Source organism: Pseudoalteromonas sp. XMcav11-Q (assembly GCF_040104525.1).
In the GTDB taxonomy this organism is placed as follows: domain Bacteria; phylum Pseudomonadota; class Gammaproteobacteria; order Enterobacterales; family Alteromonadaceae; genus Pseudoalteromonas.
On the sequence record NZ_JBECOX010000016.1, the window covers coordinates 79371 to 89234 of the forward strand.

Below are 9864 nucleotides of genomic sequence, written 5' to 3' on the forward strand. Positions count from 1 at the left end.
GTCGAGATTTATCTCGACTTGACGATTTCTAAAATTCTCTCGTCGCTCCATATAGCTGTTTGCTCAAAGCTTGAGCTTGTTTGTGAGAAAAGGATGAGAAACTCTTGTTCACAGCCTACTAAGCGATATGTCTAAACAATAATCGAAATAAAATTTCCGCTGTAAACTTTGTTTAATATTTGCGCAAGTGGTTGAATTCTCGATTGCTTGCCGCCATATCCTCAAACTGTAATCGGTACGTCATGTTAACGCGTTAAATTAATTAAAAATTGAACTATCTTTGATGCGACATTGCTGATACAATTGCCCGCCCTTGAAAGACATAATCACAGTTTTTTGAGTGGAATTTAACCTAAATGCCTTGATTTTGAACGAAATCTAGGCGAGTTGTAACTACACCGGAGGTCATTAAGATGATCCAAATGCAAACTCAGCTGGACGTTGCTGATAACAGCGGCGCTCGCAAAGTGCAGTGTATAAAAGTCCTTGGTGGTTCGCACCGTCGCTACGCAGCGGTTGGCGACATCATTAAAGTTTCTGTTAAAGAAGCGATTCCTCGCGGCAAAGTGAAGAAAGGTGATGTTAAAAACGCAGTAGTAGTGCGTACTAAAAAAGGCGTACGTCGTCCAGACGGCTCTTTAATCCGTTTCGATAGCAATGCGGCTGTTATCTTAAATGATAACTTACAGCCTATTGGTACTCGTATCTTCGGCCCTGTGACTCGTGAACTTCGTACTGAAAAGTTCATGAAGATCGTTTCACTAGCACCAGAAGTACTATAAGGAGTCGATCATGGCAGCAAAAATCCGTCGTGATGACGAAGTAATCGTACTAGCCGGTAAAGACAAAGGTAAGCGCGGTAAAGTGCTTTCAGTTGTTACTGAAACTGGCCGAGTATTTGTTGAAGGCGTTAACATCATCAAGAAACACCAGAAGCCTGTACCACAACTACAGCAAGCTGGCGGTGTTGTTGAGAAAGAAGCGTCAGTCGACGTATCAAACGTAGCGATTTTCAATGCCGAAACTGGCAAAGCGGATCGTGTAGGTTTTAGATTTGAAGACGGTAAAAAAGTCCGTTTCTTCAAGTCTACCGGTAAAACTATTTAATAGTTGGAGTAGACGATGGCGAAACTGCATGAAGTGTACAAAGACAAAGTGGTAAAAGAGCTTCAAGAGAAGTTCGGTTACAGCTCTGTCATGCAAGTCCCTCAGATCGAAAAGATCACACTTAACATGGGTGTGGGCGAAGCCCTAGCTGACAAGAAAATTCTAGAAAACGCAGTAGCAGACCTAGAATCAATCTCTGGTCAGAAGCCTCTAGTGACGAAAGCACGCAAATCAGTTGCTGGCTTTAAGATCCGTGAAGGTTACCCAATTGGCTGTAAAGTAACCCTACGCGGCGAGCGTATGTGGGATTTCCTAGAGCGTTTAGTCTCTATCGCGATGCCACGTATTCGTGACTTCCGCGGTGTTAGCGCAAAGTCTTTTGACGGTCGCGGTAACTACTCTATGGGCGTACGTGAACAAATCATCTTCCCAGAAATCGATTATGATAAAGTAGACCGCGTTCGCGGTATGGATATCACAATCACTACTTCTGCGAAAACAGATGACGAAGGCCGTGCGTTGTTAGAAGCGTTCAACTTCCCATTCAAAAAGTAAGGGTAGGGTTATGGCAAAGAATTCAATGAAAGCACGTGACGTAAAACGTGCTAAATTAGTTACTCAGTATGCTGAAAAGCGTGCTGCGTTAAAAGCTATCATCAGCGATGTTAATGCATCTGATGATGAGCGTTGGGATGCAGTGTTAAAGCTACAGTCTTTACCACGCGATTCTAGCCCTTCACGTCAACGTAATCGTTGTAACATCACGGGCCGCCCTCATGGTTACCTTCGCAAGTTCGGCTTAAGCCGTATTAAAGTTCGCGAAGCAGCGATGCGCGGTGAAATTCCTGGCCTTAAAAAGGCTAGTTGGTAATAGAATCACGGGAGTAAGACATGAGCTTGCAAGATCCAATTGCGGATTTGTTCACACGTATCCGTAACGGTCAGTCTGCGAAGAAGGTATCTGTTTCAATGCCAACTTCAAAGCTGAAAGTAGCTGTAGCTAAGGTACTTAAAGACGAAGGTTATATCACTGACTTCGCAGTATCTGGTGACGTAAAAGCAGAATTGACTATCGAACTTAAGTACTTCGAAGGCAAAGCTGTAATCGAAAACATCCAGCGTGTTAGCCGCCCTGGTCTACGTATCTATAAGAGACGTGACGAATTACCTAAGGTAATGGGTGGTCTAGGTATCGCTATCGTATCAACTTCTAAAGGCCTGATGACAGACCGCGCTGCGCGTACCGCTGGCGTTGGTGGTGAAATCATTGGCTTTGTAGCTTAATCGGAGGGGAACTATGTCTCGTATAGCGAAGGCTCCAATCAATGTTCCTGCCGGTGTTGAAGTTACAATTAACGGCCAGGACATCAAAGTTAAAGGCAAGAACGGTGAATTAACTCGCACAATCAACGATGCGGTTGAAGTTTCACTAAACGACAACGTTATCACTACAGCTCCTCGTGAAGTTGCTAATGCTTGGGCTCAAGCTGGTACTGCACGTGCGCTAATCAACAACATGATTGTTGGTGTTAACGATGGTTATGAGAAGAAACTACAGCTAGTAGGTGTTGGTTACCGTGCGGCAGTTAAGGGTAATTCATTAGATTTAACCCTTGGCTTTTCTCACCCAGTGAACTTCGAGATCCCAACAGGTATCACTATCGAAGCTCCAAGCCAGACTGAAATTGTTGTTAAAGGCGCAGACAAGCAGTTAGTTGGTCAAACAGCTGCTAACATCCGCTCATACCGTGAACCAGAGCCTTATAAAGGTAAAGGTGTACGTTACGCTGATGAGCACGTGCGTCGTAAAGAGGCTAAGAAGAAGTAAGGTAAGACGATGGATAAGAAAACAGCTCGTCTACGTCGTGCTAAGCGCACTCGTAGAAATATTATCGAACAAGGCACAACACGTCTTGTTATCCACCGCACGCCACGTCACATTTACGCTCAAGTAATCAATGCTGAGGGTAATGTACTGGCTGCTGCTTCTACTGTTGAAAAAGCAATTGTTGAAACAGTTAAAGGCACAGGCAACATCGAAGCGGCTCAAGCAGTTGGTAAAGCAATCGCTGAGCGCGTAGCTGACAAAGGCGTTGAAAAAATCGCTTTTGATCGCAGTGGCTTTAAATATCACGGCCGTGTGAAGGCGCTAGCTGATGCTGCGCGCGAAGCCGGTCTGCAATTCTAGGAGTAGACAATGGCTAACGTAGAAGCAAAAGCACAACAGCCTGAATTGGCTGAAAAGCTAATCGCGGTAAACCGTGTGTCTAAAGTGGTTAAAGGTGGTCGTATCTTTAGTTTCACTGCACTAACAGTAGTTGGTGATGGCGCTGGTAAAGTAGGTTTTGGTTATGGTAAAGCACGTGAAGTTCCTGCTGCTATTCAAAAAGCAATGGAAAAAGCACGTCGTAACATGATCACTGTTGAACTTAAAGGTAACACGCTACAGCACCCAATCAAGGGTCGCCACGCGGGTTCTAAAGTTTACATGCAGCCTGCATCTGAAGGTACAGGTATCATTGCAGGTGGTGCGATGCGTGCAGTACTAGAAGTAACTGGCGTACAGAACGTACTATCTAAAGCATACGGTTCAACTAACCCGATCAACATCGTTCGCGCAACTATCGCAGCGCTAGAGAATATGAATTCTCCAGAAGGTATTGCTGCGAAGCGTGGTCTTAGCGTTGACGAAATCTTGGGGTAAGACACCATGGCAAACACAGTAAAAGTAACTCAAGTACGTAGCTCAATCGGTCGTTTACCGAAGCATAAAGCTACATTACGTGGCCTTGGTTTACGTCGTATCAACCACACTGTTGAGCTAGAAGATACGCCAGCAGTTCGCGGTATGATCAACCAAGTTTCTTACATGGTTAAGGTTGAGGGGTAATTCGATGAACTTGAATACACTTTCACCTGCTGCAGGTTCAAAAACAGCTGGTAAGCGTCTTGGCCGTGGTATCGGTTCTGGTCTTGGTAAGACTGGTGGCCGTGGTCACAAAGGTCAAAAGTCACGCTCTGGCGGTAAAGTACGCGTTGGTTTCGAAGGCGGTCAAATGCCTATGCAACGTCGTCTACCTAAGTTTGGTTTCACTTCACGCAAGTCTCTTGTGTCTAAAGAAGTGAATCTATTCGAAATCGCTAAAGTTGAAGGCGATGTGGTAGATCTAAACGCGTTACAGGCAGCTGGTATCGTTAAAAAGAACATCCAGTTCGTAAAAGTTGTAAAATCTGGCGAAGTTTCACGCGCTGTTACTGTTAAAGGCATGAAAGTGTCTAAAGGTGCACGCGAAGCTATCGAAGCTGCCGGAGGCAAGGTAGAAGACTAAGGAAGTACGCTATGGCTAAACCAGGTCAAGATATGCAAAGTGCACAAAGTGGGCTTGCGGAACTGAAGCGCCGATTACTATTCGTATTGGGTGCTATCATTATTTACCGTCTGGGCTCTTTTGTGCCAATCCCTGGGATTGACGCCGCTGTACTTGCCGAATTCTTCGAGCAACAAAAGGGCACCATTGTTGAGATGTTCAACATGTTCAGCGGTGGTGCGCTTGAGCGTGCATCGGTATTGGCGCTAGGTATTATGCCGTACATCTCGGCTTCGATTATTATGCAGCTATTAACGCACATACATCCTGCGATGATAGAGCTTAAGAAAGAAGGTGAGCAAGGGCGTAAGAAAATCAGCCAGTATACGCGTTATGGTACGCTTGTGCTTGCTACATTCCAATCGATAGGTATCGCTACTGGTCTACCTAACATGATGGAAGGCCTAGTTGTGAATCCAGGCTTCGGCTTTTATTTCACAGCTGTAGTGAGCTTAGTCACGGGAACTATGTTCCTTATGTGGTTGGGCGAACAAATCACTGAGCGTGGTATCGGTAACGGTATCTCAGTTCTAATATTTGTTGGTATTGTAGCTAACCTGCCGTCTGCAATTGGTTCGACAGCAGAAATGGCGCGCCAAGGTGATCTGCATATTTTAGCATTGTTATTGATTGCGGTAATCGTATTCGCCGTAACTTACCTAGTTGTGTTCTTCGAACGTGGTCAACGTCGTATCGTTGTAAACTATGCGAAGCGTCAACAAGGTCGTCAGGTATTTGCTGCTCAAAGCACGCACTTACCACTAAAAGTTAACATGGCGGGTGTTATTCCACCAATCTTTGCTAGCAGTATCATTTTGTTCCCTGGTACAATAGCAAGCTGGTTTGGCCAAGGTGAAGGTCCGGTCGCTGATGTGCTACAAGCTATCTCAGCAGTATTGACTCCAGGTCAACCACTGTATGCGATGGTATTAGCTGCGGCTATTATCTTCTTCTGCTTCTTCTACACTGCGTTGGTGTTTAACCCGCGTGAGACAGCAGATAACCTGAAAAAATCTGGCGCTTTTATTCCAGGCATTCGTCCAGGTGAGCAGACATCTAAATACATTGATAAAGTGATGACACGCCTGACATTGGCAGGTGCTTTGTATATAACCTTTATCTGTCTGGTGCCCGAGTTTATGACTATGGCATGGCAAACGCCATTCTACTTCGGCGGTACATCGATTCTGATTATCGTTGTTGTCATCATGGACTTTATGGCACAAGTACAGACTCATATGATGTCACATCAATATGATTCTGTGCTGAAAAAAGCGAACCTTAAAGGCTACGGCCGTTAAGGTCAGTTTACGGAGTTGAGTAATGAAAGTACGTGCTTCCGTTAAGAAAATTTGCCGTAACTGCAAAGTAATCAAGCGTGCAGGTGTTGTACGTGTGATCTGCAGTGAGCCAAAGCACAAGCAAAGGCAAGGCTAAGCAAATTAAGTCGTGCAGGCTGAGTAACTTTACTTAGCCTGTTTCTTTGGTAAAACTTGAATGTCGGTTGGGTATCCTATACGGGCTTTCCAGCAAGATGATAATCAAGTTTATTTATAGGAGATATGTTAGTGGCCCGTATCGCAGGCATTAACGTTCCTGATCATAAGCATGCTGTTATCGGTTTAACAAGCATCTATGGTGTAGGTAAAACTCGCGCTAAGGCGATCTTAGCTGCGACAGGTATCGCTGAAACTACTAAAATCGGCGAGTTAAATGACGAAACACTTGACATCCTTCGTGAAGAAGTTGGCAAGTACACTGTTGAAGGTGATCTTCGTCGTGAAGTTACACTAAACATCAAGCGTCTTATGGACCTTGGTTGTTTCCGTGGCTTACGTCACCGTCGTTCGCTACCACTACGTGGTCAGCGTACTAAGACTAACGCGCGTACTCGTAAGGGTCCTCGCAAGCCTATCAAGAAATAAGGTGGGGTAAGTTATGGCAAAAGCACCAATTCGTCGTAAAAAGGTCAAAAAGCAGGTTGTTGACGGCATGGCTCACGTTCATGCATCTTTCAACAACACGATTGTGACCATCACTGACCGTCAAGGTAATGCTCTTTCTTGGGCGACTGCAGGTGGTTCAGGTTTCCGTGGTTCTCGTAAGTCTACTCCATTCGCTGCACAGGTTGCTGCGGAGCGTGCAGGTGTTGCTGCACAAGAGTACGGTCTTAAGAACCTAGAAGTATTCATCAAAGGTCCAGGTCCAGGCCGTGAGTCTGCTGTTCGTGCATTGAATGCTGCTGGTTACCGTATCACTAACATCACTGACGTGACGCCAATTCCACACAATGGTTGTCGTCCACCGAAGAAACGTCGCGTATAACAATAGGTTAGGAGAAAGAACATGGCAAGATATTTGGGCCCTAAGCTCAAGCTGAGTCGTCGTGAAGGTACTGACCTGTTCCTTAAAAGCGGCGTAAGAGCAATTGACTCTAAGTGTAAACTAGAAACAGCACCTGGTCAGCACGGCGCACGTAAAGGTCGTCTATCTGATTACGGTTTACAGCTACGTGAAAAGCAAAAAGTTCGTCGTATCTACGGTGTACTAGAAAAGCAATTCCGTAACTACTACAAAGAAGCTGCTCGCCTTAAAGGTAACACAGGTGAAAACTTGTTACAGCTTCTAGAGCAACGTCTAGACAATGTTGTATATCGCATGGGTTTTGCAAGCACACGTGCTGAAGCACGTCAGCTAGTAAGCCACAAAGCGATTATGGTTAATGGTCGTGTTGTTAATATCCCTTCTTTCGTAGTTACTCCTGAAGATGTAGTAGTAATTCGCGAGAAGTCTAAAAAGCAAGCGCGTATCATCGCTGCTCTAGAGTTGGCTGAGCAACGTGAAAAGCCAACTTGGATTGAAGTTGACGGTAAGAAAATGGAAGGCACTTTCAAGCGTCTACCAGAGCGTTCTGATCTGTCTGCGGACATTAACGAACAACTAATCGTCGAACTTTACTCGAAGTAAAGTTAAGAGTTAAGAGAGGATAAAATGCAGGGTTCTGTAACCGAATTCCTAAAACCAAGATTAGTCGATATCGACGCTGTAAGCTCAACGCGTTCTAAAGTAGTTTTAGAGCCTCTAGAGCGTGGTTTTGGCCACACACTAGGTAATGCTCTACGTCGTATACTTCTTTCATCTATGCCTGGTTGTGCTGTGACAGAAGTTGAAATTGACGGCGTATTGCACGAGTACAGCGCGAAAGAAGGCGTACAAGAAGACATCATTGAAATTCTGTTAAACCTTAAAGGTCTAGCGGTATCTCTAGAAGGTAAAGATGAAGTTTTCCTTACCCTGACTAAGTCTGGTGTAGGCCCTGTGACTGCGGCTGATATCCAGCACGACGGAGATGTGACTATCGCCAACCCTGAGCATGTCATTTGTCACTTAACTGCTGACAATAGCGAAATCAGCATGCGCATTCGTGTTGAGCGTGGTCGCGGTTATGTACCGGCGTCTAGTCGTTTATCCTCTGATGACGATGAGCGTCCAATCGGCCGTTTGTTGCTAGATGCATCATTCAGCCCGGTTGAGCGTATTGCGTACTCGGTTGAGTCAGCTCGTGTTGAGCAGCGTACAGACTTAGATAAACTAATCATCGATATGGAAACGAACGGCACTTTAGATCCTGAAGAAGCGATCCGCCGTGCGTCAACTATCCTTGCTGAGCAGTTAGATGCATTCGTAGACCTACGTGATGTTTCTGAGCCAGAAGAGAAAGAAGAGAAACCGGAGTTCGATCCGATTCTACTTCGTCCAGTTGATGACTTAGAACTAACTGTACGTTCTGCAAACTGTCTGAAAGCCGAGCAAATTCAATATATCGGTGACTTAGTACAGCGTACTGAAGTTGAGCTTCTGAAAACACCAAACCTTGGTAAGAAGTCTCTAACTGAAATTAAAGACGTGCTAGCTTCACGTGGTCTATCTCTAGGTATGCGCCTAGAAAACTGGCCACCTGCAAGTCTAGCTGAGTAATCTAAGTTACTATATTAGTTTAGTTAGAAGGATAGGGTCATGCGCCATCGTAAGAGTGGTCGTCAATTAAACCGTAACAGCAGCCATCGCAAAGCGATGTTTAGCAACATGGCTGGTTCTTTGGTGAAGCACGAAATCATCAAAACTACTTTGCCTAAAGCAAAAGAGCTGCGCCGTGTAATTGAACCTTTAATCACACTGGCTAAGACTGACAGCGTAGCAAACCGTCGTTTAGCGTTTGCTCGCACGCGTGATAAAGAAGTAGTTGGTAAATTGTTCTCTGAGATCGGTCCACGTTTCGCGGATCGTCCAGGTGGTTACACTCGTATTCTTAAGTGTGGCTTCCGTACAGGTGACAATGCGCCAATGGCTTATATTGAACTACTAGATCGCCCAGCGACAGAAGAAGTTCAAGAAGACGCGCAGTCTGCAGAGTAATTAGTCTTTTTAAAGACACAAAAAAGCCGAGCATAGCTCGGCTTTTTCTTTTTATATCTCTTAAGACTTTTGCGTCTGTTTATAATAACTAAACGCTCTCTCATATCTTTTGGTCACTATTCTTATTAGCTTCATTTATAAAGTTAGCAATTGAAGAACCTGCAACTGCTAACTCATACATTACCGACAATGTATTCTGCTCTAATCAACATAAAAATTGAACTTGGTCCAGTTGATAAAATAAAAGAGGGCTTACAGCTATTCATCTTCTACAACAGTAGTTTTTAGGAGTTATCTCAATTCCCTCAGCCTAAACTGAATAGATTCAGTTTAGGCCGGTTTGTTTTATAGATAGTGTTCACCAAGTCCATACTAAAAAGTGCTATCTATAGTAGACACACCTCTCTTACATATTTGTAGATTCGAAAATTGTGTTAATTAAACTAGAAAAGTCGCCTTTAGAAAGCCTAATATGCCTTATTAACGTGTTAAAAATGAACGTTTCGGCTTTTTTTTGCTCGAGCGATCTATTTTTTGCAATTTTCTTTAAAAAAAGGGTTGCACTAAAATCGGATCGCCCTATAATGCGACCCCACTGACACGGGGCGCTACGCTGAAAAGCAAAGCAGCAACGAGTTAGCGTCAAATAAAACTTAAGTTCGAAACTTCTTCTAAAGAAATTCAAAATTAAGTGTTGACAAAAAATTGGGAATGCTTAGAATGCACATCCCTCGAAACAACGAAGTGTTTCGAAATGTTCTTTAAAAATATGAAGCAATCATCTGTGTGGGCACTCGTACAGATTGAGTTCTAACAGCAGATTCTAGTTCGCTAGATGACGCAAAAAAATTTAGAGTCTCAATTGTAACTGAGTGACTATATAGTCAATTCGTTTTGATTTTACTTTTTTGAAAAGTAGAAACAAACAATCAGAATTCAATGAGCACGAAGCTTAGGCTTCAAAAAACTTTTA

Annotated in this window: 17 protein-coding genes; all 17 read left to right on the forward strand. The window is 44.1% G+C overall.

Features of this window, described 5'->3' with window-relative positions; all coding sequences use genetic code 11:
- Positions 1 to 413: 413 nt before the first annotated feature.
- The 17 genes from rplN (at position 414) to rplQ (ending at position 8891) form a co-directional block, all read left to right on the forward strand.
- On the forward strand, positions 414 to 782 hold the full coding sequence (rplN, locus tag ABMY45_RS20525; protein WP_010378257.1) for a 50S ribosomal protein L14: 369 nt from the start codon (positions 414 to 416) through the stop codon (positions 780 to 782).
- Between the two features lie 10 nt (positions 783 to 792).
- Entirely contained in the window at positions 793 to 1107 is a 315-nt protein-coding gene (gene rplX / locus ABMY45_RS20530; protein WP_010378260.1) for a 50S ribosomal protein L24, read from the forward strand.
- Positions 1108 to 1122: 15 nt separating this feature from the next.
- Complete coding sequence (gene rplE, locus ABMY45_RS20535; protein WP_010378262.1) at positions 1123 to 1662, forward strand: 50S ribosomal protein L5; 540 nt, start codon at positions 1123 to 1125, stop codon at positions 1660 to 1662.
- A 10-nt stretch (positions 1663 to 1672) separates the two neighbouring features.
- Entirely contained in the window at positions 1673 to 1978 is a 306-nt protein-coding gene (gene rpsN / locus ABMY45_RS20540; protein WP_010378264.1) for a 30S ribosomal protein S14, read from the forward strand.
- A gap of 20 nt (positions 1979 to 1998) precedes the next feature.
- Positions 1999 to 2391: a 30S ribosomal protein S8 gene (gene rpsH, locus ABMY45_RS20545; protein ID WP_010378266.1), complete on the forward strand. Its 393-nt coding sequence runs from the start codon at positions 1999 to 2001 to the stop codon at positions 2389 to 2391.
- Between the two features lie 13 nt (positions 2392 to 2404).
- Entirely contained in the window at positions 2405 to 2935 is a 531-nt protein-coding gene (gene rplF, locus ABMY45_RS20550; protein ID WP_010378268.1) for a 50S ribosomal protein L6, read from the forward strand.
- A gap of 9 nt (positions 2936 to 2944) precedes the next feature.
- Positions 2945 to 3295 carry a 50S ribosomal protein L18 gene (gene rplR, locus ABMY45_RS20555; protein ID WP_010378271.1) on the forward strand — a complete coding sequence of 117 codons (351 nt, stop codon included), beginning with the start codon at positions 2945 to 2947 and terminating at the stop codon, positions 3293 to 3295.
- Positions 3296 to 3304: 9 nt separating this feature from the next.
- Complete coding sequence (gene rpsE / locus ABMY45_RS20560; protein WP_010606806.1) at positions 3305 to 3811, forward strand: 30S ribosomal protein S5; 507 nt, start codon at positions 3305 to 3307, stop codon at positions 3809 to 3811.
- 6 nt (positions 3812 to 3817) lie between these two features.
- Entirely contained in the window at positions 3818 to 3997 is a 180-nt protein-coding gene (gene rpmD / locus ABMY45_RS20565; protein WP_010378276.1) for a 50S ribosomal protein L30, read from the forward strand.
- 4 nt (positions 3998 to 4001) lie between these two features.
- Entirely contained in the window at positions 4002 to 4436 is a 435-nt protein-coding gene (gene rplO / locus ABMY45_RS20570) for a 50S ribosomal protein L15 (RefSeq protein WP_010378278.1), read from the forward strand.
- 11 nt (positions 4437 to 4447) lie between these two features.
- The gene (secY, locus tag ABMY45_RS20575; RefSeq protein ID WP_010606805.1) at positions 4448 to 5776 is read left to right on the forward strand and encodes a preprotein translocase subunit SecY; all 1329 of its coding nucleotides are present in this window, start codon (positions 4448 to 4450) and stop codon (positions 5774 to 5776) included.
- Between the two features lie 22 nt (positions 5777 to 5798).
- Positions 5799 to 5912: a 50S ribosomal protein L36 gene (gene rpmJ, locus ABMY45_RS20580; RefSeq protein WP_002959476.1), complete on the forward strand. Its 114-nt coding sequence runs from the start codon at positions 5799 to 5801 to the stop codon at positions 5910 to 5912.
- A gap of 131 nt (positions 5913 to 6043) precedes the next feature.
- Positions 6044 to 6400 carry a 30S ribosomal protein S13 gene (gene rpsM, locus ABMY45_RS20585; RefSeq protein ID WP_010378282.1) on the forward strand — a complete coding sequence of 119 codons (357 nt, stop codon included), beginning with the start codon at positions 6044 to 6046 and terminating at the stop codon, positions 6398 to 6400.
- Positions 6401 to 6413: 13 nt separating this feature from the next.
- Positions 6414 to 6800, forward strand: a complete 387-nt coding sequence (gene rpsK, locus ABMY45_RS20590; RefSeq protein ID WP_010378285.1) for a 30S ribosomal protein S11 — start codon at positions 6414 to 6416, stop codon at positions 6798 to 6800.
- A 21-nt stretch (positions 6801 to 6821) separates the two neighbouring features.
- Complete coding sequence (rpsD, locus tag ABMY45_RS20595) at positions 6822 to 7442, forward strand: 30S ribosomal protein S4 (protein WP_017218390.1); 621 nt, start codon at positions 6822 to 6824, stop codon at positions 7440 to 7442.
- A gap of 24 nt (positions 7443 to 7466) precedes the next feature.
- Complete coding sequence (rpoA, locus tag ABMY45_RS20600) at positions 7467 to 8453, forward strand: DNA-directed RNA polymerase subunit alpha (RefSeq protein ID WP_010378288.1); 987 nt, start codon at positions 7467 to 7469, stop codon at positions 8451 to 8453.
- A gap of 39 nt (positions 8454 to 8492) precedes the next feature.
- Positions 8493 to 8891, forward strand: coding sequence for a 50S ribosomal protein L17 (rplQ, locus tag ABMY45_RS20605; RefSeq protein ID WP_010606804.1), 399 nt, complete (start codon positions 8493 to 8495; stop codon positions 8889 to 8891).
- Positions 8892 to 9864 lie beyond the last annotated feature (973 nt).

Excerpts from the sequence above, each read along its gene's own strand:
- rpsH (WP_010378266.1), top strand. The coding sequence starts at position 1,999 with ATGAGCTTGCAAGATCCAATTGCGGATTTGTTCACACGTATCCGTAAC.
- rplE (WP_010378262.1), top strand. The coding sequence starts at position 1,123 with ATGGCGAAACTGCATGAAGTGTACAAAGACAAAGTGGTAAAAGAGCTT.
- rplR (WP_010378271.1), top strand. The coding sequence starts at position 2,945 with ATGGATAAGAAAACAGCTCGTCTACGTCGTGCTAAGCGCACTCGTAGA.
- rpoA (WP_010378288.1), top strand. The coding sequence starts at position 7,467 with ATGCAGGGTTCTGTAACCGAATTCCTAAAACCAAGATTAGTCGATATC.
- rplO (WP_010378278.1), top strand. The coding sequence starts at position 4,002 with ATGAACTTGAATACACTTTCACCTGCTGCAGGTTCAAAAACAGCTGGT.
- rplN (WP_010378257.1), top strand. The coding sequence starts at position 414 with ATGATCCAAATGCAAACTCAGCTGGACGTTGCTGATAACAGCGGCGCT.
- rplF (WP_010378268.1), top strand. The coding sequence starts at position 2,405 with ATGTCTCGTATAGCGAAGGCTCCAATCAATGTTCCTGCCGGTGTTGAA.
- rplX (WP_010378260.1), top strand. The coding sequence starts at position 793 with ATGGCAGCAAAAATCCGTCGTGATGACGAAGTAATCGTACTAGCCGGT.
- rpsE (WP_010606806.1), top strand. The coding sequence starts at position 3,305 with ATGGCTAACGTAGAAGCAAAAGCACAACAGCCTGAATTGGCTGAAAAG.
- rpsK (WP_010378285.1), top strand. The coding sequence starts at position 6,414 with ATGGCAAAAGCACCAATTCGTCGTAAAAAGGTCAAAAAGCAGGTTGTT.
- rpmD (WP_010378276.1), top strand. The coding sequence starts at position 3,818 with ATGGCAAACACAGTAAAAGTAACTCAAGTACGTAGCTCAATCGGTCGT.
- rpsD (WP_017218390.1), top strand. The coding sequence starts at position 6,822 with ATGGCAAGATATTTGGGCCCTAAGCTCAAGCTGAGTCGTCGTGAAGGT.
- rplQ (WP_010606804.1), top strand. The coding sequence starts at position 8,493 with ATGCGCCATCGTAAGAGTGGTCGTCAATTAAACCGTAACAGCAGCCAT.
- rpsN (WP_010378264.1), top strand. The coding sequence starts at position 1,673 with ATGGCAAAGAATTCAATGAAAGCACGTGACGTAAAACGTGCTAAATTA.
- secY (WP_010606805.1), top strand. The coding sequence starts at position 4,448 with ATGGCTAAACCAGGTCAAGATATGCAAAGTGCACAAAGTGGGCTTGCG.
- rpmJ (WP_002959476.1), top strand. The coding sequence starts at position 5,799 with ATGAAAGTACGTGCTTCCGTTAAGAAAATTTGCCGTAACTGCAAAGTA.